This is a genomic window from Chromobacterium paludis (genome assembly GCF_008275125.1).
Lineage (GTDB): Bacteria > Pseudomonadota > Gammaproteobacteria > Burkholderiales > Chromobacteriaceae > Chromobacterium > Chromobacterium paludis.
The window spans coordinates 2,437,079-2,462,193 of sequence record NZ_CP043473.1 but is presented as its reverse complement, the minus strand read 5'-3'; the positions used below and the strand labels follow the sequence as shown (position 1 = coordinate 2,462,193).

Sequence of the window (25,115 nt, the reverse complement as noted above, 5' to 3'; positions counted from 1 at the left end):
GGCGGGACTGCTTACTGGATGATGCCGCCGCCCAGGCAGATGTCGCAGTGGTAGAGCACGGCCGACTGGCCCGGCGTCACCGCCCACTGCTTTTCCTGGAAGGTGAGCGTGGCCTGGCCGTCGACGATGGGCGATAGCCTGCAGGCCGCGTCCGCCATGCGGTAGCGGTTCTTGGCGCTGTAGTCGCCGGCGGCGGGCGCGTCCGGCAGCGTCCAGCTCAGGTCCGCCATCGCCAGCGTGGGCTTGAGCAGCAGCGGGTGGTCATGGCCCTGCACCACGATCAGCTTGTTGGCCGGGATGTCCTTGCCGGCGACGAACCACGGCTCGCCGTTGCCGTCCTTGCTGCCGCCTATGGTCAGGCCCTTGCGCTGGCCCAGGGTGTAATACATCAGGCCGATGTGCTCGCCGACGACTTTGCCTTCCGGCGTCACCATCTGGCCGGGCGAGGTGGGCAGATAGCGTTGCAGGAATTCGCGGAACGGCCGTTCGCCGATGAAGCAGATGCCGGTGGAGTCCTTCTTGGCTGCGGTGGGCAGGCCCGCCTCTTCCGCCAGCTTGCGCACCTCGGTCTTGCGGATGTCGCCCAGCGGGAAGATGGCCTTGGCCAGCTGGTGTTGCTGCAGCCGGTACAGGAAGTAGCTTTGGTCCTTGGTGTGGTCCACCGCCTTCATCAGGTAGTGGGTGCCGTCCTGCTCCAGCTTGCGCGCGTAATGGCCGGTGGCGATGCAGTCGGCGCCCAGCGCCATCGCGTAGTCGAGGAAGGCCTTGAACTTGATCTCGGCATTGCACAGCACGTCCGGATTGGGCGTGCGGCCGGCCGAGTACTCCTTCAGGAAGTACGAGAACACGCGGTCCTTGTATTCCTTGGCGAAATTGACGATTTCCATGTCGATGCCGACGATGTCGGCCACGCTCATCGCGTCCAGCGCGTCTTGCTTGATCGAGCAGTATTCGTCGTCGTTGTCGTCTTCCCAGTTCTGCATGAACACGCCGATCACTTCATGGCCTTGCTGCTTCAAGAGCCAGGCGGTCACCGACGAATCCACGCCGCCGGACATGCCGACGACGATGCGTTTCTTACCCGTCACGGGGTGCTTCCTTCCTTGCTGTTGCTTGCCTGTTTGACAGGCGCGGGTACGGCCGGCGGCTCGTAACCCGTCATCCAAACTGAAAGGGGAACCACCACGGGCGGTTCCCCGAAATCCTTGAACCAAGTGTCCACCGCCCAGTCCTGATTGGCGGCGGTATCGTGCAGCACGCCGGTGTAGTGCAAGTCCAGAATATGCGGCGCGCGCCATTCAGGTGGCGCCGCATGGTGGAATTTCAACCAGCCCTGGCTATCCAGGTAGCGCAGAAAGGTGGTGACGTTGCTGCTGTGGTCCACGCAATCCATGCGGCCTTCGGCCGGGCCGTCGTGGAAATTGCCGCCCTTGTCCTGCCAGATGGGTGAGTGCTGCGCGGCTAGGAGATACAGTGTCTGCACCGCGTCGGACACCGCGGCGCGCTCTGCTTCCGCTGTGCCGGCGCGGGCCAGCCGGGCGGCCAGCCAGTCATGCGCCTCGTCCGATACTTCGAATGAGGCCTGTCTGGAACATCGGTAATGATAACAGATGTTTAGCGCGTCGGCGAAGGCGGGCGTCAGGGTGAGCAGCAACAGCAGGGGCAGCAGGAGTCTGGGCATGGTCGGGCATCCGGTGGGTGGGTCAGCGCAGATCGCGGATTGTTTCCAGTGGGTGCATTATGCCAGCAAGATAATCGTCTATGCATTGCAGCACCACCGGGCTGCGCAAGCGGTTGGCTTGGGCGGCGATCTCGTCGCGCCTCAGCCAGTGCACTGCGACGATGCCGTCGTCTAGCCGGACTTCGCCTTCCGGAGCGGCGGCGTCGCCGCAGAAGGCGAAGCGGAGGTAGGTGATGTCGCTATCTGGCTTGTCGGCCAGATAGACGCCCAGCAGTCCGCGCGGCGCGAAGCGCCAGCCGCTTTCCTCGCGCGTTTCGCGGATGACGGCCTGCAGCAGGGTTTCGCCGCGCTCCAGGTGGCCGGCGGGCTGGTTGAGCTTGCGGCCCTCCGGCGTGTCCTCCTCAATCATCAGGAAGCGGCCCTCATGTTCGATAATGGCGGCGACTGTGGCATTCGGCTTCCATACTCTATCGATGTTATTGACAATCATTCTTGTTTGTCTCTATGATCATGATAACTATTCTTGATTGTATGTCAGAGAGGCCATTCCATGTATGTCTGCCTGTGCAATGCCGTGACCGACAGCCAAATCCGCCAGGCGGTGCATGGCGGCGCCACGCGCATGTGCGATCTGCGCCGCGAGCTGGGCATCGCCTCCGACTGCGGCAAGTGCGCCTGCACCGCCAACCAGATCCGCAAGGATGCCCAGGCCGAGCTGTCGGCCTGCTCGGTGGCGCGCACGGCTGCCTGATTGCCGCGGCGGGCCCTGCGGCCTTCTCGTCTTGAGCTCTCCTCTCGCTGTGCCATAATGCCTGGATGATTTTTCAGGAGGGCATGACATGCAAGGCGACAAGAAGGTCATCAAGTATCTGAACCAGATTCTCAAGAACGAGCTTACCGCGATCAACCAGTACTTCCTGCATGCGCGCATGTACAAGAACTGGGGCCTGAAGAAACTCAACGAACACGAGTACGAAGAGTCCATCGACGAGATGAAGCACGCCGACAAGCTGATCGAGCGCGTGCTGTTTCTGGAGGGGCTGCCCAATCTGCAGGACCTGGGCAAGCTGCACATCGGCGAAAACCCCAAGGAGATGCTGGAGTGCGATCTGAAGCTGGAAATGGACGCGCTGCCGCTGCTGCGCGAGGCTATCGCCTACTGTGAAACCGTCCAGGATTATGTCAGCCGCGATCTGCTGGAAGACATCCTGGAAAGCGAAGAAGAACATGTGGACTGGCTGGAGACCCAGCTCGGCCTGATCGAGAAGGTGGGCCTGCAGAATTATCTGCAAAGCCAGATGGAAGACGCGTCCTGAGTTTGCGCGAGGCGCAAAAGAAAAGGCTGCCGGGAAGGCAGCCTTTTTTGTCGAACGCGCGCGGTCTATTTCTTTGCGGCCGGCTTGGCCTGTTGTGCTGCGGGTGCGGAGGCCTCGCCTGCGGGGTCGACCTCCTCCTGCCACGGCAGCGGCACCTTCTTCTGGTGTATGGTCAGGCCCTGGGCATCGTATTTCAGCTCAGTGGAGATCTGGCCGCCGTCTTCCACGATGTAGCCGCCGTTTTTCCACGCCGTCAGCTGGCTGTCGAGCAGGCTCTTGGCCAGGTCGTCCACCTCCTGCATATTGGGCTGGTCTTCCGCGGACTGGTCCACCGTGAACAGATTGCGCGCTTGCGCCAGCACCAGGTCTTCCAGCGTCTGCCGCGGCAGGCTCAGCTTGGCCTCGGCTTCGATGCGCTTGGCCAGCAGCGTGATGTCGTTGAGGTCCGCCGGCTGCATGCCGTTGATGCCCAGGCTGCCTTGCAGCTTGGCCTCGCCGGTCGGCATTTTCAGGTAGAACTCGTTGATCTGCAGCTTGGGATTGTTTTCCAGCAGCGGAACGGCGTTCTTCTTGATGGTGTCGACATACTGCTTGCGCAGCACCGCCGGGTCCACGCCTTCGAACGGGATCGCGCCTATCGCCTTGTCCAGTTTGACCAGGGTGGGGCCATGCAGATGGTTGGCCGACACGTCCAGCCGCATCGGGCCGTAGTGCCGATCGTTGATGTTCAATTCCGCGAAATTGACCTTGCCGCGCGTATTGACGAAGTCATCCTGTTCGCTGGTGACGATCTGGTAGCTGAAGTTCTTCAAGGCCACGGCCGAGGGCTTGAATTCGCCGGACGGGTTGACGAATTCACCCACGCGCACGCGCGTCATCAGGTAGATCAGCTCGTTCAGCTTGATGCTGTAGGGCACGCTTTCGCGCGAGCTGAGCTGCACATTGCCTATGGTCAGTTCGCTGGTGCCCAGCTTGACGCCGGTGCTGCCCATGCGCATGTCGGAGGCGTAATGCACGCTGTCGAATGACACGCTGCCCTTGCTGGAGGCCTCCAGCAGGAAGCCTGGCGACAGCGCCTCCGTCTTGTAATCCTGGTAGTTATGGGAGTAGTCGACCTTGAGGTCGAAGCCCTTCCACTTCATCTTGACGCCAGACAGCGCCTCTTCGTAGTCGAAGGCCGGCACGCTGACGTCGAGCAGGCCGCCGCCGCCGAAACCGATATGGTTGACGATGGTGATGGGCTCTTTGTCGCCGAAGAAGGTCTTCAGCGTCTTGCGCGTGGCCTCGCTCATCGCGAACTCGGTCTTCACCAGCGCGCGGCCTGGGCGGAAATCAAACGCGGACAGGCCGGGCAGGGGCCCGTGCTGGATGTGGTTGGTGAACTTGATGGTGGCGTTCAGCAACGGCTTCATATTGTCCGGCAGCATGTTTTCATACGGGCCGGACAGGCGGCGGTTGAACACCAGCTCGGTGGTCTCGGTGGAAGAGAACCAGCCGCGTTCGTAACTGTGCGATTTGACCTTGAACAGCGGCAGGCCGGCTAGCATCCGGTACTGCTCCTGCAAGGTGTCCTCGGCCTTGATGCCGGCCCAGTAGCTGGATCCCGCGTACAGGACAAACAGGCCGCCGAGGGCGGCGCCGGCAATGATCAGTCGACGTTTTGGCAACACTAGTATTTTTCTGAACTAGGGTGAAATGATGTCCTATGGTACACCAATGGCGCGGCGGATGCGCTGTTCCGCCCGTCGGGGCGAAAAAAACGCTCTGACATCAGACCGCGCTGTGCTATAGAATAGAGCTTTGTCTCTATAGTTGGACGTCTCAGATACATGAACTGGCTCAATGGTTTGCTGGATCTCCCGTGGTGGGGCTATATCGTCGCCGCCCTGATCCTGACCCACATCACCATCGCATCCGTCACCATTTTCCTGCATCGGCATCAGGCTCACCGCGCGCTTGACTTGCATCCCATCCCCAGCCATTTCTTCCGTTTCTGGCTGTGGCTGACCACCGGCATGGTGACCAAGCAATGGGCGGCCATCCACCGCAAGCATCACGCGCGCTGCGAAACGGCGGAAGACCCGCACAGCCCGCAAGTGCTCGGCATCAAGAAGGTGCTGTGGGAGGGCGCGGAGTTGTATCGCGCCGCCTGCAAGGACCAGTCCATCATGGACAAGTTCGGCCATGGCACGCCGGATGACTGGCTGGAGCGCAATGTTTACGGCAAGCACAATGCCAAGGGCATCGTGCTGATGCTGATTATCGACCTGATCCTGTTCGGCCCGCTCGGCCTGACGATCTGGGCGGTGCAGATGGTGTGGATTCCGTTCTGGGCCGCCGGCGTGATCAACGGCCTGGGCCACTTCTGGGGCTACCGCAACTTCGAAAATGAGGACGCGTCCACCAATCTGGTGCCTTGGGGCATCCTGGTGGGCGGCGAAGAGCTGCATAACAACCACCACACTTTCGGCACTTCGGCCAAGCTGTCGTACAAGTGGTACGAGTTCGACATCGGCTGGATGTACATTCGCATCCTGGCCGCGTTCAAGCTGGCCACCGTGCGCAAGGTGGCGCCGCAGCTGGCGCAGGACCCGTCGCGCCCGCAGCTCGATATGGAACACCTGCAGGCCATCATCGCCAATCGTTACGCCATTGCCTCGCGCTACGCGCGTGAATTGAAGGCGGAATATCGCGCGGAGCTGGCCAAGCTGAGCCTGCCGGAACTGCCGCGCATCCACCCGCGCAAGATGAAGACCTGGCTGAAGCAGGACGCGAAGGATACGCCGGAGGCCGAGCGCGTCCAGCTGGAGAAGATTCTGGCGCAGAGCCAGGTGCTGGCCACCATCTATAGCATGCGCCAAGAGCTGACCCGGCTGTGGGAGCGTTCCAGCCTGTCGCGTGAGCAGCTGCTGCACGAGTTGCAGGATTGGTGCGCGCGCGCCGAGGCATCCGGCATCGCCGCCCTGCAGCGTTTCTCCTTGAGTCTGCGTCAAACCGCGCTGGCGTGAGGCCAGCAGTCTTGCCGAAAGCCCCCGGCTGCAGCCGGGGGTTTTGTTTTTTGCGTGGCCATCCGCCCGGGACAGTTTGCCGCGTTGCCGTTAGAATCGGTGAGGACAACCCACCGCATATGGAGAACGATATGAGCATCTACCGTCACAAGCAGGGCGCCCGTCTGGCCGAGGCCGTAGTCAGCAATGGCTTGATCTTCCTGGCTGGCCAGGTGCCGGAAAATACGGAGGCGGATGCCCGCAGTCAGACTGAGAATGTGCTGGGCCAGATCGATGCCCTGCTGGCTGAGCTGGATTCCGACAAGACCAAGATCGTCGATGTCACCATCTTCCTGGCCAATCTGGCCGACTACGACGCGATGAACGCCGCCTGGGACGCCTGGGTGCCGGCCGGCCATGTGCCGGCCCGCGCCACGGTGGAGGCCAAGCTGGCCAATCCGGCTTGGAAGGTGGAAATCAAGCTGGTCGCCGCGCGCTGACCGCGCCATCCGCCGCGCATAGCGCCTAAGCCCGCAGCCGCAAGGCCGCGGGCTTTTTTCATTGGCCGGGCGGCGGCGGAGGATGGTCGGGCACGGCGGCGAGCCGGGCCGGCATCATCTTGCACTTGCCGCTCATTTTTTCGCCGCGCGGCGTGGTGAAGCTCACCGCGTCGCCGGCTTTCTTGCCATTGCAGGCTTGAAAGGCCTCGTCCGGCGGCATGCGCGCGTTGCCGGGCGGTGTCGTGGCGAGGGCGAGCTGCGCCAGGCCTAGACAGATGATCAATAGCAGGCGTCTCATGGCAGATCCTCATCTGGGTAGGACAGTTCAACATAGGCGATGGGCTGGCTTTCCAATAGGCCGGGGCCTGGCCTAAGGGGTAAGTTGAAATTTCCATGCCACTTTAAGCGCATTGAGCAAGGGGCTGATATTTATGATTTTTTCCTATTTCAATCAATCGGATAGGTGATTTTGCGAGGGTGGGGATAGGCGATTCGGACTGCTATGACTACAGGCATGCCTCTGGCATTGGCAGGGGCGGGGTGAGCGGCAAGCGAACTTCAACCTGGGAGAGTCGAAACATGCGGTCAAAATCCGTGATCATGGCGGCCTGGCTGGGCCTGGCCATTTTTTCCGCCTCGCCGGCGCATGCCGCGCCCTTGTCGGCGGACCAATTGCTGCAGCAGCAGGAGGATGCGGCCACAGCCGCGCGGCTGGGTTTGGCGGACCTGGTCAGGCAGGGCGAGCGCGAATTTGGCGCCCGGCTGCCCGATGACTACCCGCTGGCGGTGAGCGACGCGCGCGCACTGGCGACGCTGCGCCTGGGCGCTGGTTTTCTGGTTTACAGCGTGACGCCGCAGCAAGTCCTGGCCAAGGATGCCGATCTGAGCCGGCAGATGTCGCCAACCGGTGCCTGGCGCTTCACCGTATACCAGTTAGCGCGGCCAGTGGGGCTGGTGACGGTGGAGAGCGTGGCGGGCCGCTGGCAGGCGGTAGCGTTTGGCGCGGCTGGTCTGGCGCAGAATCTGGCGTCGCTGCAGGCCGCCCATGGCGAATCGGGCAAAGCCGGCATGCGCTTTCTGCGAGTCTACCAGGCGCAATCGGACTTTCTGGAGGTGACGCCATCGGGGGGCGGCAAGCCGCGTTTCGCGCCGCTGAACTCTGCCTACGCGTCGCTGGCGCTGACGCGACAGAAAGAGACGGATGCCGCGCTGCTGGATGGCAGCGCCCTGCTTGAGCCTTTGCGCGCAGCGGTGCGCAGCAACCTTGCCAACTGGCGCTGAAGGAGAGGTCATCATGAAAAAGAAGGCTTTGGGCAAAGGCATGCTGGCGCTGGCGATGCTGGCCGCCTCTACGGCGGCGCAGGCCGACAGCAAGCTGCTGGACGTGCCGTTGACCGTGCAGGAGCATAGCCAGTGGTGCTGGGCCGGCTCCAGCAAGGCGGTGCTGGCGGCGTACAACAAAACGCCCAGTCAATGCGCCATCGTCAACTGGGCTTTTGGCATCAGCTACGCCTGCGGCAACAGCAGCTTCAATTGGAACAGCTATGCCAATCGTCCGAACAATATGTTTGGCGGCGACGGCAGCTTGCAGGACATTTTGCGCAACTGGGGCGTGCCCAACTTCACCGTCTACGACTACCTGTCTTGGACTCACGTGCAGCAGGACATCCAGGCCAAGCGCCCCTTTGTCATCCGCTATGGCTGGACCGGCGGCGGCGGACATTTCATCGTCGGCCGCGGCTACCAGAGCGGCAGCGGCGGCAATTACCTTTACATGATGAATCCGTGGCCAGGCGAGGGCATGACTTACGCGACGTATGGCTATGTGGTGTCGGCCAGCGATCACGACTGGACGCACACCTTGCGGATGAGCGTCAGCCCCTGAGCCGCCGCGTCGTTTAGAAGTCGCCGGAGTAGCGCAGGGCCGGGTTGGCTTCTCGGCCCGCCTGGAAATCCTCCACGGCGGCGGATAGCAGGTCGGCCAGTCCGTCTTGCTGCGCGTCCACCGGGATCACATCCAGGCTGCGCGTCCAGGTCAGCTGGCGCTTCGCCAGCTGGCGCGTGGCGGCTACGCCGCGTTCGATGAATTCGTCATAGCCATACAGGCCGTCTTGGTGTTCCCAAGCCTGGCGATAGCCGACGCAGCGCATGGATGGCAAGTTCAGCGTCAGTTCGGGATACTTGGCGCGCAGCCGGTTGACCTCGTCCAGGAAGCCCAGCTCCAGCATGGCGCGGAAGCGCTGTCCAATGCGTTCGTGCAGCCAAGCGCGTTCGCGCGGCACCAGGGCCAGCGGCAGGAAGCGGAAGCCGGCAGCGGCCTCCTTGCCTTGGGCGATCAGCTCCGACATCGGCTTGCCGCTGAGCAGGCACACTTCCAACGCGCGGTGGATGCGCTGCGAGTCATTGGGATTGAGCCGGGCCGCGGTCACTGGGTCCAGCTCCGCCAGCCTGGCATGCATCGCCGGCCATCCTAGCAAAGCGGCGTCGGCATCCAGCTCGGCGCGCAGCGCGGCGTCGGCCTGCGGCAGGTCGGACAAGCCCTCTAACAACGCCTTGTAGTACAGCATGGTGCCGCCGATCAGCAAGGGCAGCTTGCCGCGTGCCTGGATATCGACGATAAGCCGATTGGCGTCAGCGTGGAATTGCGCGGCGGAATAGCTCTGCAAGGGGCTGATGATATCGATCAGATGGTGCGGACATGCCGCCATCTCCTCGGCCGTGGGCTTGGCGCTGCCGATATCCATGTCGCGATAGACCAGGGCGGAGTCGACGCTGATGATCTCAACGGGAAAACGACGGGCCAGCTCCAGCGCCAGGCCGGTTTTGCCTGAGGCGGTGGGGCCCATCAGCAAGATGGCTTGCGGGGTGTGGCTCATGGGAGGCTCGCTACGATGCAAGCGCTGATTGTCGCACAGCCGGCGTCGGCTTGCGCAAAAGCCTTGACCTCTCCGAACAGGCGTTTACGATGGGAGTATTGATCTGGAGAGTCATCCATGAAGATTGAAGCCGCGAGCGAGCAGCATCTTTCCGCCTATCGGCGATATTTCGAGTCATGTCGCGCCGAGGATTTTGAATACTACCGCGGCCTGGCCGATGCCGCGGACGCATGGTTGCATAAGGTGGTGCAGCATGCCGACGGCGAAGGGCTGCCGGATGGCTGGGTGCCCTGTCAGACCTGGTTCCTGTTGACCGATGACGGCGAAATCGTCGGCGCGGCGCGTTTGCGCGAAGGCGAGACCGAGGTGATTCAGGATAAGATCGGCCATATTGGTTTCGAGGTGCTGCCGGCTTGGCGCGGCCATGGCTATGGCCGCGTCCTGCTGCAATACGTGCAGGCCATGGCCGCGGCGCCGGCCTGCGGCAACTGGGTGCTGGTGTGCGACGCGGCCAATCTCGCCGCGGTCCGCACGATAGAGGCCTGCGGCGGACAGCGCATGGACGACATGCCGCAGCCGGATGGCAGCGTGCTGCGGCGATTCAGCCTGACTTCGCTGGCCAGCTTGATGCGATAGTTTCGCGCGGCTGGAAAATCGTGTAGAATCCACGGCTTCCCGCGCTCAAGCAACCCCTGAATCTCCGGCTTCCCGGTTTAATGTCCACCATTACCGACTTAAAATATCTGAAAATCGTGCTGGAGACCGCCTTGTTGACGGCCCAGGAGCCGCTGTCGGTTTCGCAGCTGAAGAAGCTGTTCACCGAGGACGTGAAAGCGGCGCTGATCAACGATATTCTGGAGGACATCCAGGGCGACTGGCGCGGGCGGGGCATTGAGCTGGTCAAGCTGGCTTCGGGCTGGCGCTTTCGCGCCCGGGCCGAGTTCACGCCATACCTGAACCGGCTCAACCCGGAAAAGCCGCCGCGCTACTCGCGCGCGGTAATGGAAACCCTGGCGATCATCGCCTACAAACAACCTGTGACCCGTGGCGACATCGAAGCGATCAGAGGCGTATCGGTATCGACCAATGTGATGCAGACCCTGCTGGAGCGGGGCTGGATCGAGGTCATCGGACACAAGGACGTACCGGGCCGCCCCGGCCTGTACGCCACGACGCGAAAATTCCTGGACGATCTGAGCTTTGTCTCGCTGAACGACCTGCCGCCGCTGGCGGAGTTGGGCAGCCTGGTGGTGCCGGACGTCCCAACGCAAGACGATAGCCCCGACGCGGGCGCAGACGATCTCCCCCTCGACGATGAGGCGGACAATTTAGAGCCAGTCGCGGAATAACGCTTCCGCCAGTTGCTCGCATGGAAAGAGCAAACACATGTCTACAAAAGGACAACGTACCCACGCCCGCCAACCGGTTTCGCGTGTCAAGGGCCGTGAAACCTCGCAGCCGCGCCAGAACGCGGGCCGCGGCCAAGGCCAGCCGCGCCAAGGCAAGAATCCCTCCGCCGGCATCCAGCCGCGCTTCCCGCAACCGCAGCAGCCGGGCCAGCAGGCTCGCCGCGGCGGCCCGCGCCCGGCGCGCGACGCATACGGCAATCCCATCATGCCGCAGCAGGATGGCGTGCCGTTGTTCAAGCTGAGCCGTCGCGAGCAGGAGCAGCAAATGCTGGCCGCCGGCAACCGCAAGCCGCAGTACCAGCGCGACAGCAATGGCGACGTCAACGGCAATGTGGCTTTGGATCACGAGAAGCGCTTCGGCAACAAGAACGCCGCTCGTCCGGCGGCCAGCGGCAACCAGGCCAAGGGCCGCGGCAAGCCGGCCGCGGATATGCCGCAAGCCGAAGCCAGCCAAAAGGCGGAAGCCAAGCCGCGCGGCGACGCCAAGCCCAAGCAGCTGGTGCAAAGGGCCAAGAAGCTGCGTTTGCGCAGCCCTAGCCAGGACATCAAGAACAAGGCGCAGAAGCTGAAGGAAGTGCGCGTCGATCTGAACGAGATCGAGCCGGTTCGTCTGCAGAAGGCTCTGTCCTCGTCCGGCGTCGGCTCCCGCCGCGAGATGGAAGAGTGGATCGAGGCCGGCCTGGTGCTGGTCAACGGCAAGAAGGCCAGCCTGGGCGACAAAGTCGGCCCGCACGACAAGGTGACGGTCAAGGGCGACCCGATCAAGCTGAAGTGGCCGGACCGCCTGCCGCGCGTGATCATGTACCACAAGGAAGAGGGCGAGATCGTCACCCGCGACGATCCGGAAGGCCGCGTCACCGTGTTTGACCGCCTGCCGCAAGCCAAGTCCAGCCGCTGGGTGGCCATCGGCCGCCTGGACGTCAACACCTCCGGCCTGTTGCTGATCACCACCAGCGGCGAGCTGGCCAACCGCATGATGCACCCCAGCTTCGAAGTGGAGCGCGAGTACTCGGTGCGGGTGTTGGGCGAGCTGACCCCGGAAATCATGAAGGAAATGACCAAGGGCGTGGAGCTGGAAGACGGCGAGGCGCGCTTTGACCGCATTTTCCAGACTGGCGGCCAGGAAGAGTCGGCCAACCAGTGGTACAACGTAGTGATCAAGGAAGGCCGCAACCGCGAAGTGCGCCGCATGTTCGAGCATTTCGGCCTGACCGTGAGCCGGCTGATGCGCGTGCGCTTCGGCAATATCGGCCTGCCGCCGCGGCTGAAGCGCGGCCAGTTCTACGAACTGAATGCCGCCGAGGTGGCCGCCGTGATGAAGTGGTCCAACCTGACTGTGACCGGCGGCAAGAAGGCTGGCGGCCAGCGCCGTCCTTCCGCGCGCAAGCCCAAGGCGGCGCGCGCCGAGTAATCAGCGGCTGGTGTCGACAACGCGGGCGAGCGCCATGAGGCGGCGCCCGCTTTTTATTGCGGGAAGCGAAATGGAACAGCGGGAAGAGGCGACACTGGCGGCATGGGGACTGACGACGCCGCGCAAGCGGCGCGCGTCCATCGTGATCGTCGAGCATGGTCGTCTGCTGCTGATGCGCCGGGTCAAGCCGGAGAAAGAGTTCTTTGTGTTGCCGGGCGGCAACATCAAGAAGAATGAGACGCCGGCCATGGCCTGTGTGCGCGAGACGCGCGAGGAGACCGGACTGAACGTGTGGCTGGGCGGCGAGCTTTGCGTGCTGGAGAGCGGCAGCCGCACCGAGCATGTTTTCGTGGCGAGCGAGCATCGCGGCATGTTGCGGCTGGGCGGGCCGGAGCTGGCTAAGCTGGCGCCGGACAATCACTACGAGCTGGTGTGGCTGGACGCGGTGGCGTTGCGGCGGGTCCGGCTGCGGCCCAAGGCCCTGCTGCCGTATTGCCTGGCCTTGCTGCAAGGCGAGCCGCTGCCGCAAACTCAGGCATAATGAAACATTGAGGTTCTAGGCAGGGAATCGACAAGGCAATGAGTAAGGCATTCACTCGGGAAGACGAACAGCAGGACGACGATCTGCCGGCGGAACGGCGCCTGCCGGCTTCGACCAAGAACTACATCACGCCGACCGGCTGGCAGCGTCTGAAGGACGAGTTGTACCACCTGGTCAACCGCGAGCGGCCGGAGATGGTGCAGGTGGTGAACTGGGCCGCCAGCAACGGCGACCGCTCCGAAAACGGCGACTATCTGTATGGCAAACGCCGCCTGCGCGAAATCGACCGCCGCATCCGTTTCCTGACCAAGCGGCTGGAGATCGCCGAGGTGGTGGACCCGGAAGCGCGCGAAGAGACCGACCAGATTTTCTTTTCCGCCACCGTGCTGATCCAGCGCGGGGACGGCAGCGAGCAGCGGCTGTCCATTGTCGGCGTGGACGAGATCGACCTGCCGCGCGGCCGCATCAGCTGGATTTCCCCCATCGCCCGCGCGCTGTTGAAGGCGCGAGAGGGGGATACGGTGTTGTTCCGCGGTCCGGATGGCGATGAGGACATCGAGGTGCTGGAAGTCAGTTACCAGCGGCTGGATTAAAGCGGACGAGAAAAGACAACGGCCCGGATGATTCCGGGCCGTTGGCGTTTTCGCGGTTCGCGGCTCAGGGCAGCATGTGCTCGGATAGCTTGCCGTTGATCAAGAACCAGTCGCGCGTGGCCTTGTCGCCGCAGTCGCCGAAGGCCGTCTGCAGCAGGCGCTGCTGTTCGCGGTGCAGGTTTTCTTCCAGGCGCACGCCTTCCTCGCTCAGGGTCAGCTGCTTGACGCGCTTGTCGTGCGGGGCGGCCTGGCTGCAGATCAGCTCCATTTCCATCAGCTGGCGCAAGGGGATGTTGATGGCCTGCTTGGTGACGCCCAGGAAGGACAGCAGGTCCTTGACCGACAGCTTGGGATAGCGCGCGACAAAGAACAGAATGCGGTGATGCACGCGCGCCAGACCTCGCTTGGCCAACATTTCGTCCGGCTTGGTGGTCAGGGCCTTGTAGGCGTAGAAGAAAATCTCTACGGCCGCCCGGGTATCCAGGCTGCGTTCCTCCTCCTTGCGTGCAATGGTCGTGGTCATGACGTTTCCCATGGTTGGTATGGCTTAGTTTCGCATAGTCCGCGCCGGTTGCGGGCGCGGGATTAGTTGTCGCGGACTACGACATTCACACTGGAGCGTGGATGGTCGCTGATTTCCCCCACGGCGACCGCCACCCAGGTATTGGCCTTGTGCGCTACCAGATAGCGGTCGGTTTTCTGATAGACGATGAGGCCCAAGGTCTTTTCCCATACGTCGGAGTTATTGCTGCAAGGCTTGTCGCAGACGAAATCCAGTTGATAGCCCTGCTGCCCCAACTGGTTCTTGTAAGCGGCCCAGACTTGCAGGGTGCTTTGCGTGGCGGGGTGCTCGTAGGCGTCCTTGTAGACCTGGCCGCGCATCAGCTCCGATTTGGCGACGCGTATGGAGCCATCCTGATTCAGGTTGGGACGAGATAGGAACATCGTCATCTCGTCCAGTTCCTTGTAGACATGATCGCTTTCGTCCAGCTTGGCCGGTAGCGGGGACCCCACTGGCGAGGGCTGGGTCAGTTTTAGGCGCGGTGTGTTCGATTGGTCTCCCGTCTGGTGAGTGACGACGCTGCCCACGTTCTTGACGGTGTCAACGGCCTCGTTGACTGAGTTCAGTACCGATCCGAGGTCGAAAGCCTGAGCCTGGCTGCAGGACAACGCCAGGGCCGTGAGGCAGCTTGCTGCGGCTATGCGCATGATGGCTCCATGAATCCTATGCTTACAAGATATTAAGTATCCCGCTTGCAAAGCAATATTTCAATGGCATCGCCGCGCCGCCGGGCGGCGATGCTATTGAGTGTTGCGGCGCGGCCTAGTCCAGCAGCCCCCGCTTGCGCAGCATGGGGCTGGCGCTGGGCGCGTGGCCGCAGAAGGCCTGGAAGCTGCGTTGCGGGTCGCGCGCGTTGCCGACGCTGTAGACGTGGCGGTGCAGGTTGTCGGCCAGCTCGGCGTCGAAGGCGTCGCCCTTGCGTTCGAACACGGCGAAGGCCTCCGCCTCCAGCACTTCCGCCCACAGGTAGACGTAGTAGCCGGCCGCGTAGCCGCCGTTGAACAAGTGGTTGAAATGCGGCAGCGAATGCGCCAAGCCGGCCTCCGGCGGCAGGCCGTAGCGAGCGCACAGCTCGCGCTCGAAGGCTTCCGGGTCGTCCACGCCATCTGCCTGCTGGTGCAGCTGCAAATCGAGCAGGGCGGAAATGCAGTAGCGCACCGTGGCATAGCCTTGTTGGAAGTTTTGCGCGGCCAGTATCTTGGCCACCAGCGCCGGCGGGATGGCCGCGCCGGTGTCCACATGGTGCGCGTGCCGGTCCAGCACTTCCGGCACCAGCGCCCAGTTTTCCATCAGCTGCGACGGCAATTCGACGTAGTCGCGCGGCACCTGGGTGCCGGACAGCCGTTGGTAGCGCACATGGGACAGCAAGCCGTGCAGGCCGTGGCCGAATTCATGGAACAGGGTGCGCACGTCGTCGAAGCTCAGCAGCGTTGGCGCGCCCTTGGCAAAATTGGTGTTGTTGACGATGACGGGCAGCGAGACGCCGCCATGCAGTCCCTGGGCGCGATAGGCGCTCATCCAGGCGCCGCCTTTTTTGCCGGGGCGGGCGAAATTGTCGCTGAGGAAGACGCCTATCAGCTGGCCATGGCGTCGCACTTCCCAGCCGCGCACGTCCGGATGGTAGCGCGGCAGATCCTCTTTCTCTTCGAAGCTCAAGCCGAACAGGCGGCCGGCGACGTCGAACATGGCGGCCTGCATGTTTTCCAGGCTGAAGTAGGGCTTCACTTCCGCGTCGTCCAGCGCGTAGTGTTCCAGCCGCACTTTTTCCGCCAGATGGCGCCAGTCCCAGGGCGCGATGTCCTCGCTCAGCCCCAGCTTGCGCGCCAGCGCCTGCAGCTGTTTCTTTTCGCGCTCGAACAAGGCCTTGGCCGGCTCCCAGGTTTGGTCCAGCAGCTGATAAACCGCTTGCGGCGTGCCGGCCATGCGGTCGGTCAAGGCATAGTCCGCGTAATTGGCATAGCCCAATAGACGGGCCTGCTTTTGCCGCAGCTGCATGATGCGGCTGATGATGGGGCGGTTGTCTCGTTCCGGCTGCGTGCCGCGGCTGGTCCAGGCGCGCCAGATCGCTTCGCGCAGGTCGGCGCGGCTGGCGTGGGTGAGGAAGGCGGTGACCGAGGAGCGGGCCAGCGTGGCGGCCCAGCCTTCCAGGCCGCGCTGGCGCGCGGTTTCGGCCATGGCCTCGCGCAACGTTTCGGGCAGTCCGGCCAGCTCGGCCTCGTCGCGCAGCTGCAGCGCGTATTCGGCCTCGTCGGCCAGCACGTTCTGGCCGAAGCGCGCGCTCAGCGTCGCCAGTTCGGATACGCAGTCGGCGAACTCGCGCCGCGCTTCGCCTTGCAAACAGGCGCCGGACATCGTGAAGTCGCGGTGCAGCCGCTGCAGCAGGCGGCGCGCCTCCTCGTCCAGCTCCAGTTCCTCTGCCTGCCGCATCACGGCGTCCAGGCGGGCGAACAACCTCTCGTCCAGGTAGATGGCGCTGTGATGGGCGGCCAGCTTGGGCGCCAGCTCTCGCTCTGCGTCGCGCAGCGCCGGCGAGGAGAGGGAATTGCACAGATTGTGGAAGACCAGAGAAACGCGCTTCAGCGGCAGGGTGGCCGCTTCCAGCGCCTCCACCGTGTTGGCGAAGCTGGCCGGGGCCGGATCGTGGGCGATGGCTTCCACCGCCTGGCGGTGTTCGTCCATCAGCCGCTCCAGCGCCGGCGCGAAATGTTCGGCGCGGATCAGATCGAAGGGCGGTAGTTGGTGGGGCGTGTTCCAGGCTTGCAGCAGGGGATTGTTCATTTTCTATTTCTCTTTGTCGGTATGAGTCTGGCCCAAGCGCGCGTCGCGCAGCCGCGCCAGATTGCAAAACGCCATGGCGTGGCCGCGGGCGTCGTCCAGCGGCAAGTGGCTGTGCGGGCTGGCCACGTCATTAAGGTGGGCGGGCCAATGGCGGCGCTTGGCGCGGGTATAGGGCACGCCCAGCACGGCCATGGCATAGGATGGGATATCCAGCCCGGCGATATGGAAGGCGACGCCGCCCAGGAAGCGGAAACTGTACCAATGCAGGAAGGCGTAGTCGAACGAAGCGGGGTGCGACACCAGAACCGGCTCGCCCGGCAGGCCGCGCAGCCAGGCTTCGAAATCCCGCATCGCGGCTTCCGGCAGCACGCGGTCGCGCTGCAAGGCCGCCCAGGGAGCAGGCTGCGTGCGCCACCAGGCCATGGTGGCGGGATGTTCGCCCATGCCGTCCGTCGGATGCAGATTGCGGCTGAATTCGGCCAGAATCTCGCCGTCCAGCGTAAAAGCGACGGCGGCGAAGGCCAGCATGGAGTGCATGCCGGCCACCGGGCCATTGCTCTCGATATCCACGCAAACCAGGGTCTCGATAGGCTGGCTCATGGCGTCACGGCACCAGCAGGGTTTCGGTCCAGACGCCGTCGCGCAGCTGGTGCCGGCTGCGGTCATGCAGGCGGTCGCTAGGCGACGCCTGGCTGATTTCCAGCATGTCGGGCTTCAGCAGCAACCGCGAGACGGCGGGCGGCGCGGCGACGTCGTCTTGCCATGCCGCTTCCAGCTCCGCCAGTTCGCAAAGCAGCGTCTGCCGCGACGGCAAGGCGCTGCTTTGCGGCCGGACGCGCTGATGGTAGAGGTCGGCCAGCCGGCTGGCCCTGGGCTTGGACTGCCAGTCTTGGCGCACGGCCTCGGTCTGCGCCAGCTCGGCCGCGCCGCGCACGCGGTATTGCACCATCAGGGCGGGCCAGAAGCCGGACAGCTCCCATTTGCCGTTGGCCTGCCAATGGCGGATCTTGGGGCTGTCGGCGTTGACCAGCAGGGCGATGCCGTTTTCGTCCAGGCGGCGCAGCGTGACGATGCGCGAGGCCGGCTGGCCTTCTTCGTCCACCGTGATCAGGGTGGCGAAATGGGCGCAAGGGTCGCCTTGCGCGATGGCGGCGCGATAAAGCGCGCCGAGCCGCGTCATGGGTGTCGTCATGGCGATGTCTGCCTTGTCGCTCAGAAAGAAAAAGGCCAGCCCTGGTCGGGGCTGGCCAGGACTGGGCGGGCTTATCGCAGGCCGCGTTTCTTCAGCATGGCTTCCGCGTTCGGCTCGCGGCCAAGGAAGGCGCGGAAGGCGGCGCGCTGTTCGCGCGCGTCGCCGGCGCTGTAGATGTGGCGGTACAGCTTGTCCGCCAGTTCCGGATCGAACGGGTTGCCCGACTCTTCGAACGCGCCGAAGGCTTCGGCCTCCAGCACTTCCGCCCACATATAGACGTAGTAGCCGGCGGCGTATTCGTTGCCGGCGAAAATGTGGCGGAAATGCGGCGGACGGTGGTTCATGCCGGCTTCCGGCGGAATGCCCAGCCGTTCGCGCTCGGCCGCTTCGAAGGCGGCGACGTCCTGTCCCGCCGGATCATTGCGCTGGTGCAGCGCCAGGTCGATCAGGGTGGAGGCGGTGTAGCGCACCGTCTCGAAACCCTGGTTGAAGTGGTGCGCGGCCTTGATCTTGGCCACCAGTTCCGCCGGGATGGCGGCGCCGGTTTCGGCGTGGCGGGCGTGCTTGTCCAGCACTTCCGGCACCAGCGCCCAGTTTTCCATCAGCTGCGACGGCAGCTCGACGTAGTCCCACGGGCTGTTGGGACTGGCCAGCAGGCGGTATTCCACATTGGACAGCATGCCGTGCAGGCCGTGGCCGAATTCGTGGAACAGCGTGCGCACGTCGTCGAAGCTCAACAGCGTCTGGCCGTGGCCGGCCTTGGCGAAGTTGTTGTTGTTGACGACGATGGGCAGAACCTCGCCGCCGTTGCGCGCCTGCCAGCGGTAGACGTGCATCCAGGCGCCGCCGCGCTTGCTCTGGCGCGCGTAGTTGTCGCCCAGGAACAGGGCGATCACCTTGCCGCCGCGGCTGACGTCCCAGGCGCGCACGTCCGGGTGGTAGAGCTTGAGGTCATGGCGTTCGCTGAAGCTGAGGCCGAACAGGCGGCCGGCCACGTCGAACATCGCCTCTATCATATTGTCCAGGCCGAAGTAGGGCTTGATCTCGGCGTCGTCCAGCGCGTAGCGGGCGATGCGCACTTTTTCCGCCAGATAGAACCAGTCCCAAGGCTGGATGTCGGCCGGTTCGCCCAGCTTGGCGGCCTCCTCGCGCAGCATGGCCTTTTCCGCCTCGAAGCGGCCCTTGGCCGGCTCCCATACCTGATCCAGCAGCGCGTGCACCGCGGCCGGCGCGCCGGCCATGCGGTTGGCCAGGGCGTAGTCGGCGAAGCTGGCGTAGCCCAGCAGCTGGGCCTGCTCCACGCGCAAGGCCAGGATTTCCTGGGCCAGCGGGCGGTTGTCGCGCTCGGCGTGTTCGCCGCGGCCGGTCCAGGCGCGCCAGGCTTGCTCGCGCAGCTCGCGGCGCTGCGAGAAGGTCAGGAAGGGCACGATGGACGAGCGCGACAGGGTGATGGCCCAGCCCGGCAACTGGCGCGCCCCGGCCGCGGCGCGGGCGGCGTCCAGCAGGAAGGGCGGCAGGCCGGCGAGGTCGGCCTCGCCCAGTTGCAGCGCGTATTCGCTTTCGTCGGCCAGCACGTTTTGGCCGAAGGCGGTGGTCAGCTCGGCCAGCCGGGAGACGATGGCGGCGTAACGCGCGCGGTGCTCGCCCTGCAGCTGGGCGCCGGCGCGCACGAAGTTGCGGTGGATCAGGTCCAGCAACCGGCCCTGCTCCTCGCTCAGGCCCAGGCTGTCGCGCCGGGCGTGCACAGCGTCCAGGCGGGCGAAGAAGCCTTGGTGCATGTGGATGCGGCTGTGGTGTTCGGCCAGCTTGCTGGCCATGACGCGTTCCACTTCTTGCAGCGCTGGCGAGGTTTCCGAGGACGTCAGGTTGTCCAGCAGCAGCTGGGCGCGCTCCAGCTTCAGGCCGCTGCGGTCGAAGGCGGCGACGGTGTTGTCGAAGCTGGCCGGCTCAGTTAGCGCGGCTAGCTGGTCGATTTGGGCCAGATGCTCGGCGAACAGCGTGTCGAAGGCCGGTTCGAAGTGTTCGGGACGGATTTGGTCAAAGGGCGGCAGCTGGTGGGGCGTATTCCAGTCTTGCAGCAGGGGGTTGGCGTTCATGGCGCTCTTCTCTGTCGGTTGAAGGTTGTGCGCATGACTTTAGCATGTTGGCCGCGCGAGAGGAACGGGCAGGCGGACACTCAGTTTCCTGAGTGGCGGCTACCGGTAAGCTGGGATGGTGGGCTCGGGCCGGGCTGGCCAGAATGCAGACATGCCAGAGCGCGCAAGCCGATGCGGGCGCTGCTCTTCCTACTCTTACTCGGAGCAAGGCCATGCAATCGACCATCCGCCTGCCGTTGAGCCTTACCGTCCTGCCCATGCTCGCGGCTTCGGCCTGCGCGTCCCTGCTGCTGAGCCTGCATGGCGTCGACGCGCTGTCGCTGACGGCGGCCGCAGCGCTGCTGGCCTTGGCTTGGGGCGGCCGCATTGGGTTGCGCCGGGATGTGGTCCGGTTCATCAATGCCTCCGTGCAGCGCCATCGCGCGGTCGATCAGGCCGAGGCGGCGCTGCACCGCGACCAGGCGGTGTATCTGGACTCGCTGCGGCTGATCTGCCAGGCCATGCTGCCGCGCTGGCGCCAGAACGTCGAGCTGGCGCGACAGCAGTCGGAATCGGCCATCGACGGGCTGGTGGCCGAATTCCGCGATATCCGCGGCCGGCTCAAGAAAGCCCTGGGCAGTTCCTCCGGCGATGACCAGGACGGACTGGCCGCCACCATAGGCGGCGCGCGCGATGAGCTGGAGGCCGTCCTGGCCGAGCTGAAGGCTGCCACGGCGGCCAAGCAGCAAATGATGGGCGATATCGCCTCCCTGGTGCAGTTGACCGAGGACCTGCAGAAGATGGCCATCGAGGTGGGCGACATCGCCGCGCGCACCAATCTCCTGGCGCTGAACGCCGCCATCGAGGCGGCGCGGGCGGGGGAGAGCGGGCGCGGCTTCGCCGTGGTCGCCGACGAAGTGAGGAAGCTATCCAATCTGTCCGCCACCACCGGCGCCAGCATGCGCGAGAAAGTGTCGACCGCCAATCAATTGGTGGGCGGCGCCCTGGCCGCGGCCGAGCGCTTGTCGAGCGAAGACCAACGCCTCCTCGCCAGCTCGGAAAACGCCATCGCGGCGACGCTGGCGCGCATCAATCAGGCCGCCGACGGCCTGGCGGCCTCCAGCGCCAGTTTGCGGGCGGAAAACCTGCGGGTAGGCGAACAGGTGGAGCAAGTGCTGGTGAATCTGCAATTTCAGGACCGCATCGCCCAGATCATGGGCTGGGTGCTGTCCGATATGGGGCGGCTGGACCAGCGATTGGCGCAGGACCAGGAACAGGCCCGGCAAGGCGAGGCGCCGCAGCCTATCTGTGCCGATGGCTGGGTGGAAAAGGCGGAAAGCCAGTACACCACCCTGGAGCAGGCGCCTCATCGACACCAGGCCGACGCGCAATCCAGCATGATTTTGTTTTAAGAACCGCCATCTCCTGTCCCTGCGCCATGCGGCTGCTATTGTCGCGCCGGCGCGCCCTCGCAAGAGGGGGCAGGGTGTGCTGGCAAGCCGTCGGCAGAGAAGCGGGCAAGGCATTGGGCGCTTACAAAAACAAGCTTCAAGCAGAACAGGCAGCAAGGGGGAAAAGGCGCTCGGGCTTGGATCACGGTTCGGTCGCAATCTCAAGCGTTACTCACCAAGGAGTGCATCATGGCTTTGTTTGATAACCGAAAGCGCGCGGTAAGCGCATCGTTGACGCTCTTGATTGTGTTGGCGGTGATTTCCGATATCGCCTTGCTCATCGCGCAGGGCAGCGCCAATGAAGGCGCGAGGATTGGGCTGCATGTCGCCGCATTGGCCGGCGCGATTTCCCTGCCCTTGTTATGGGTGGCGGCATGGCTGTCCCGCGGCCCGGCAAACAGCCTGCCGGCCATCGCCGAGGGTTTGGAGCGGATGGCGGCCGGCCAGCTCAATCTTCGTCTGCCGACGGCTGGCCATGACGAGGCCGATCGCATCGCCGGCTTGACCATGCAAATTCAGTCGAACTTGCAGGCATTGCTGACCGAAATGAAGCGCATGTCCAGCGAGCATGAGGCCGGCGATATCGACGTGCGCATGGATGAGGCCCAGTTCCAGGGGGCCTACCGCGAGATGGTGAGCGGCATCAATCAGATGGTGGCCGGCCATATTTCAGTGAAGAAAAAGGCCATGGCCTGCATCAAGGAATTCGGCGAAGGCAATTTCGACGCCCAGCTGGAAACCTTCCCCGGCAAGAAGCGCTTCATCAACGATACGATCGAGGAGCTGCGCGGCAATATCCAGACCTTCATCGGCGACATGAACCACATGTCGGCCGAGCATGACGCGGGCGATATCGACGTGCGCATGGACGAGGCCAAATTCAAGGGCGCGTACCGGACCATGGCGGCGGGCGTCAACAATATGGTGGCCGGCCATATCGCGGTGAAGAAAAAGGCCATGGCTTGCGTCAAGGCGTTCGGCGAGGGGAATTTCGACGCCCAGCTGGAAACCTTCCCCGGCAAGAAGCGCTTCATCAACGACACGGTTGAGCAAGTGCGCGCCAATATCCAGGCCTTTATCGGCGAGATGAAGCATATGTCGGTCGAGCACGACGCCGGCGATATCGACGTGCGCATGGATGAGAGCAAATTCGAGGGCGCGTATCGGACCATGGCGGCCGGGGTCAACACCATGGTGGCCGGCCATATCGCGGCGAAGAAAAAAGCCATGGCCTGCATCCAGGCATTCGGCGAGGGCAATATGGAAGCGCCGCTGGAAGCCTTTCCGGGCAAGAAGCGCTTCATCAACGACATCGTCGAACAGGTGCGAGCCAATATCAAGACGCTGATCGCGGACACCGACATGCTGGTTCAGGCCTCGCTGGAGGGGCGCCTGGAAGCGCGGGCCAACGCCAATGCGCATCGCGGCGATTTCCGCCGCATTGTCGAGGGCATCAACAAGACGCTGGACGGCATGGCGGGGCCGGTGAAGGAGGTGATGCGGGTGATGGAGGCGCTGGCCACCGGCAACCTGACTTGCTCGGTGGAAGGGCAGTACGCCGGCGATTTCGACCAGCTCAAGCGCTCGGTCAATACCAGCGTCGACCAGCTGGCTCAGACCATACGCCAGGTCAGCGAGGCGATAGAAGAGATTTCCAACGCGCTGAGCCAGGTGAACAGCGCCTCGCAAATGCTGTCGCAGAACGCCACCGAGCAGGCGGCCAGCCTGGAGCAGACCACGTCCTCCATGGAGGAGATGTCGGCCTCCATCGCCCAGAACACCGACAACGCGGTGGTGACGGACGGCATCGCCAGCCAGTCGGCCAAGGACGCGATACGTGGCGGCGAATCGGTGGACGGGACGGTGAAGGCGATGCGCTCCATCGCCGACAAGATCGGCATCATCGACGACATCGCCTACCGCACGGACCTGTTGGCGCTGAACGCCGCCATCGAGGCCGCGCGGGCCGGCGAGCACGGCAAGGGCTTCGCCGTGGTGGCGGCCGAGGTCCGGAAACTGGCCGAGCGCAGCCAGATCGCCGCGCAGGAGATCAGCAGCCTGGCGGCCAGCAGCGTGCAAACGGCCGAACAGGCTGGCCAACTGTTGTCCGAGATGCTGCCATCCATCAACAAGACGGCCGATTTGGTGCGCGAAATCACGGCGGCGTCCAACGAGCAGAGCATGGGCGCCAGCCAGATCAATACGGCGATGAACCAGCTGAATCTGACCACGCAGCAAACCGCCTCGGCGTCGGAAGAACTGGCGGCGACCGCGCAGTCGGTGGCCGAGCAGGCGGAGCTGCTGCGCAACCTGATGGATCAATTCGAGCTGCGCGATTCGCAGGGCAACGCCATGCGCGACACCATGGCGCTGATGAGGGGCGGCAACCGCTCCTATGCCTGAGGGCCGCGCGCGGCGCGGCGGAAGAATCGACAAGGCGGAGGGCGGCGTGAAGGCGCCGTCCCCGCCAGGGAGACATGCATGGCTGGCTATCCAGTATCCAATTCAGGCACGGCGACAGGCGCCGCGCAGCGGGAGTCCAACGGCGGCAAGCTCTACCTCGCCTTCAGCCTGGGCGGAAGCGCTTACTCCATCGAGATCGAGCGCATCCGCGAAATCATCGAGTACGACACGCCGACGGCGGTGCCGATGATGCCGGCCGCCGTGTGCGGGGTGATCAATCTGCGCGGCGCGGTGGTGCCGGTGCTGGACCTGGCGGTCCGTTTTGGCCGAGGCCCCATCGTGGTGAGCCGCCGCAGCTGTTATGTGATTGTGGAAGTGGAGTACGAGGAGGCGATGCACGTCATCGGCCTGCTGGTGGACCGGGTGACCGCCGTGGTGGAGATAGACGATGCGGATATCGAGCCGCCGCCGGCGTTTGGCGCGCAGATAGACGTCGACTTCATCGCCGGCCTGGCGCGGCATGAAAATCGTTTCCTGATCATTTTGAATGTCGCGCGGGCCTTGTCCATCGCGGAGATGTCCGCGGTGGCGCGGATGGAAGAGCGAGACCTGCGCCAAGCCGATCTGGTTTGACGCCCGATAGCTAAGGAGAGCAATGCCATGGCAAAACTGATACTGGTGGTGGACGATTCCGCGTCCCTGCGTTCCGTGGTGGCGATGACGCTGACCGATGCCGGCTACGAGGTGATCGAGGCCTGCGACGGCGCCGACGCCTTGTCCAAACTGAAGGGGCAGCGCGTCAGCCTGGTGATCTCGGACGTGAACATGCCCAATATGGACGGTTTCACTTTCATCCAGGAACTGAAGAAAAACCCGGCGTACAAGTGCGCGCCGGTGATCATGCTGACCACGGAGGTGGCGGAGGACAAGAAGAAGGCCGGCCAGTCCGCCGGCGCCAAGGCCTGGATGGTCAAGCCGTTTCAGCCCAAGCAGATGCTGGCGGCCGTGGAATTGTTGGCGAGCTGATCATGGACTACAGCCTGGAATTCGACGCGGCAACGGGATGCCACCTGTTCAGGGGCGAATTGGGCATCTACACCGCCTCCTCGGTGTACGCGGCCTGGATGCAGCTGTTGCGGACCGATGGCCCGCATAGCATAGACCTGGCCGGGGTCACGGAAATCGACACCGCCGGCCTGCAGCTGATCTTGCTGGCCAAGCGCCGGGCCGGTTCGAGCGTGCGCTTCTGCAATGCTTCCGAACCGGTGCGGGACGCGGTGCGGCTGATCCATCTGGAGAGCCTGCTGGAACCGTCAGCCGTCGCCAGCCTGTGAGGCGCT

General features: G+C 64.0%; 28 protein-coding genes. 16 read left to right on the top strand and 12 right to left on the bottom strand.

The genetic code is table 11. The features are described from left to right. Positions 1-11: 11 nt before the first annotated feature. The 3 genes from mnmA to FYK34_RS11425 are packed head-to-tail and all read right to left on the bottom strand — an operon-like array spanning position 12 to position 2,171. Positions 12-1,088, bottom strand: coding sequence for a tRNA 2-thiouridine(34) synthase MnmA (mnmA, locus tag FYK34_RS11435; protein ID WP_149296559.1), 1,077 nt, complete (start codon positions 1,086-1,088; stop codon positions 12-14). Continuing rightward, a complete protein-coding gene (locus FYK34_RS11430; protein ID WP_149296557.1) occupies positions 1,085-1,681 on the bottom strand; it encodes a hypothetical protein in 597 nt (198 codons plus the stop codon). Before FYK34_RS11430 ends, mnmA begins: the two co-directional genes overlap by 4 nt. A 22-nt stretch (positions 1,682-1,703) precedes the next feature. After that, complete coding sequence (locus FYK34_RS11425) at positions 1,704-2,171, bottom strand: NUDIX hydrolase (RefSeq protein ID WP_149296555.1); 468 nt, start codon at positions 2,169-2,171, stop codon at positions 1,704-1,706. Between the two features lie 60 nt (positions 2,172-2,231). Between FYK34_RS11425 and FYK34_RS11420 the strand changes: the two genes are divergently transcribed. Beyond that, positions 2,232-2,432: a (2Fe-2S)-binding protein gene (locus tag FYK34_RS11420; RefSeq protein WP_149296553.1), complete on the top strand. Its 201-nt coding sequence runs from the start codon at positions 2,232-2,234 to the stop codon at positions 2,430-2,432. Positions 2,433-2,520: 88 nt separating this feature from the next. Continuing rightward, positions 2,521-2,997 carry a bacterioferritin gene (gene bfr / locus FYK34_RS11415; RefSeq protein WP_149296551.1) on the top strand — a complete coding sequence of 159 codons (477 nt, stop codon included), beginning with the start codon at positions 2,521-2,523 and terminating at the stop codon, positions 2,995-2,997. Between the two features lie 65 nt (positions 2,998-3,062). Here the strand turns inward: bfr and FYK34_RS11410 are convergent, their stop codons facing one another. Continuing rightward, positions 3,063-4,667 carry a YdgA family protein gene (locus tag FYK34_RS11410; protein WP_231137247.1) on the bottom strand — a complete coding sequence of 535 codons (1,605 nt, stop codon included), beginning with the start codon at positions 4,665-4,667 and terminating at the stop codon, positions 3,063-3,065. Positions 4,668-4,826: 159 nt separating this feature from the next. Here FYK34_RS11410 and FYK34_RS11405 point away from each other — a divergent pair, with 159 nt between their 5' ends. Both FYK34_RS11405 and FYK34_RS11400 read left to right on the top strand, forming a co-directional pair. Next, positions 4,827-6,005: a DesA family fatty acid desaturase gene (locus FYK34_RS11405; protein WP_149296547.1), complete on the top strand. Its 1,179-nt coding sequence runs from the start codon at positions 4,827-4,829 to the stop codon at positions 6,003-6,005. Positions 6,006-6,136: 131 nt separating this feature from the next. Then, positions 6,137-6,484: a RidA family protein gene (locus FYK34_RS11400; RefSeq protein WP_149296544.1), complete on the top strand. Its 348-nt coding sequence runs from the start codon at positions 6,137-6,139 to the stop codon at positions 6,482-6,484. A 58-nt stretch (positions 6,485-6,542) separates the two neighbouring features. Here the strand turns inward: FYK34_RS11400 and FYK34_RS11395 are convergent, their stop codons facing one another. Beyond that, positions 6,543-6,782 carry a hypothetical protein gene (locus FYK34_RS11395; protein ID WP_149296542.1) on the bottom strand — a complete coding sequence of 80 codons (240 nt, stop codon included), beginning with the start codon at positions 6,780-6,782 and terminating at the stop codon, positions 6,543-6,545. Positions 6,783-7,063: 281 nt separating this feature from the next. Between FYK34_RS11395 and FYK34_RS11390 the strand changes: the two genes are divergently transcribed. Together FYK34_RS11390 and FYK34_RS11385 are read left to right on the top strand one after the other, a co-directional pair. Continuing rightward, entirely contained in the window at positions 7,064-7,765 is a 702-nt protein-coding gene (locus tag FYK34_RS11390; RefSeq protein ID WP_149296540.1) for a hypothetical protein, read from the top strand. A gap of 13 nt (positions 7,766-7,778) precedes the next feature. Further along, positions 7,779-8,369: a C39 family peptidase gene (locus tag FYK34_RS11385; RefSeq protein WP_231137246.1), complete on the top strand. Its 591-nt coding sequence runs from the start codon at positions 7,779-7,781 to the stop codon at positions 8,367-8,369. 13 nt (positions 8,370-8,382) lie between these two features. Here the strand turns inward: FYK34_RS11385 and miaA are convergent, their stop codons facing one another. After that, positions 8,383-9,360: a tRNA (adenosine(37)-N6)-dimethylallyltransferase MiaA gene (gene miaA, locus FYK34_RS11380; protein WP_149296538.1), complete on the bottom strand. Its 978-nt coding sequence runs from the start codon at positions 9,358-9,360 to the stop codon at positions 8,383-8,385. A 117-nt stretch (positions 9,361-9,477) separates the two neighbouring features. On the opposite strand from miaA, the gene FYK34_RS11375 reads away from it, so the two are divergent. The 5 genes from FYK34_RS11375 (at position 9,478) to greB (ending at position 13,314) form a co-directional block, all read left to right on the top strand. After that, entirely contained in the window at positions 9,478-9,996 is a 519-nt protein-coding gene (locus FYK34_RS11375; RefSeq protein ID WP_149296536.1) for a GNAT family N-acetyltransferase, read from the top strand. Between the two features lie 80 nt (positions 9,997-10,076). Next, positions 10,077-10,709, top strand: coding sequence for an SMC-Scp complex subunit ScpB (scpB, locus tag FYK34_RS11370; protein WP_149296534.1), 633 nt, complete (start codon positions 10,077-10,079; stop codon positions 10,707-10,709). Between the two features lie 37 nt (positions 10,710-10,746). Beyond that, positions 10,747-12,180 carry a pseudouridine synthase gene (locus tag FYK34_RS11365; RefSeq protein ID WP_149296532.1) on the top strand — a complete coding sequence of 478 codons (1,434 nt, stop codon included), beginning with the start codon at positions 10,747-10,749 and terminating at the stop codon, positions 12,178-12,180. 70 nt (positions 12,181-12,250) lie between these two features. Then, positions 12,251-12,721 carry an NUDIX domain-containing protein gene (locus tag FYK34_RS11360; RefSeq protein WP_168209720.1) on the top strand — a complete coding sequence of 157 codons (471 nt, stop codon included), beginning with the start codon at positions 12,251-12,253 and terminating at the stop codon, positions 12,719-12,721. Between the two features lie 38 nt (positions 12,722-12,759). Beyond that, a complete protein-coding gene (gene greB, locus FYK34_RS11355) occupies positions 12,760-13,314 on the top strand; it encodes a transcription elongation factor GreB (RefSeq protein WP_149296527.1) in 555 nt (184 codons plus the stop codon). Between the two features lie 64 nt (positions 13,315-13,378). Here the strand turns inward: greB and FYK34_RS11350 are convergent, their stop codons facing one another. The 6 genes from FYK34_RS11350 to FYK34_RS11325 form a co-directional block, all read right to left on the bottom strand. Continuing rightward, on the bottom strand, positions 13,379-13,837 hold the full coding sequence (locus FYK34_RS11350; protein ID WP_149296525.1) for a MarR family winged helix-turn-helix transcriptional regulator: 459 nt from the start codon (positions 13,835-13,837) through the stop codon (positions 13,379-13,381). Between the two features lie 62 nt (positions 13,838-13,899). Continuing rightward, positions 13,900-14,523 (bottom strand): hypothetical protein, encoded by a 624-nt coding sequence (locus FYK34_RS11345; protein WP_149296523.1) that lies wholly within the window; start codon positions 14,521-14,523, stop codon positions 13,900-13,902. A 115-nt stretch (positions 14,524-14,638) separates the two neighbouring features. Then, positions 14,639-16,654 (bottom strand): M3 family metallopeptidase, encoded by a 2,016-nt coding sequence (locus FYK34_RS11340; protein ID WP_149296521.1) that lies wholly within the window; start codon positions 16,652-16,654, stop codon positions 14,639-14,641. A 3-nt stretch (positions 16,655-16,657) separates the two neighbouring features. After that, on the bottom strand, positions 16,658-17,254 hold the full coding sequence (locus FYK34_RS11335; protein WP_168209719.1) for a 3'-5' exoribonuclease domain-containing protein: 597 nt from the start codon (positions 17,252-17,254) through the stop codon (positions 16,658-16,660). A 4-nt stretch (positions 17,255-17,258) separates the two neighbouring features. After that, positions 17,259-17,846 (bottom strand): pyridoxamine 5'-phosphate oxidase family protein, encoded by a 588-nt coding sequence (locus FYK34_RS11330; protein ID WP_149296517.1) that lies wholly within the window; start codon positions 17,844-17,846, stop codon positions 17,259-17,261. Between the two features lie 71 nt (positions 17,847-17,917). Beyond that, the gene (locus FYK34_RS11325) at positions 17,918-19,942 is read right to left on the bottom strand and encodes a M3 family metallopeptidase (RefSeq protein ID WP_149296515.1); all 2,025 of its coding nucleotides are present in this window, start codon (positions 19,940-19,942) and stop codon (positions 17,918-17,920) included. Between the two features lie 212 nt (positions 19,943-20,154). On the opposite strand from FYK34_RS11325, the gene FYK34_RS11320 reads away from it, so the two are divergent. The 5 genes from FYK34_RS11320 (at position 20,155) to FYK34_RS11300 (ending at position 25,109) form a co-directional block, all read left to right on the top strand. Next, the gene (locus FYK34_RS11320; protein ID WP_168209718.1) at positions 20,155-21,333 is read left to right on the top strand and encodes a methyl-accepting chemotaxis protein; all 1,179 of its coding nucleotides are present in this window, start codon (positions 20,155-20,157) and stop codon (positions 21,331-21,333) included. Positions 21,334-21,561: 228 nt separating this feature from the next. Continuing rightward, positions 21,562-23,775: a methyl-accepting chemotaxis protein gene (locus tag FYK34_RS11315; protein ID WP_149296511.1), complete on the top strand. Its 2,214-nt coding sequence runs from the start codon at positions 21,562-21,564 to the stop codon at positions 23,773-23,775. Positions 23,776-23,853: 78 nt separating this feature from the next. Then, entirely contained in the window at positions 23,854-24,408 is a 555-nt protein-coding gene (locus FYK34_RS11310) for a chemotaxis protein CheW (RefSeq protein WP_149296509.1), read from the top strand. Positions 24,409-24,435: 27 nt separating this feature from the next. Next, a complete protein-coding gene (locus FYK34_RS11305; RefSeq protein ID WP_149296507.1) occupies positions 24,436-24,801 on the top strand; it encodes a response regulator in 366 nt (121 codons plus the stop codon). A 2-nt stretch (positions 24,802-24,803) separates the two neighbouring features. Beyond that, entirely contained in the window at positions 24,804-25,109 is a 306-nt protein-coding gene (locus tag FYK34_RS11300) for an STAS domain-containing protein (RefSeq protein WP_149296505.1), read from the top strand. The last annotated feature ends 6 nt before the right edge of the window (positions 25,110-25,115 follow it).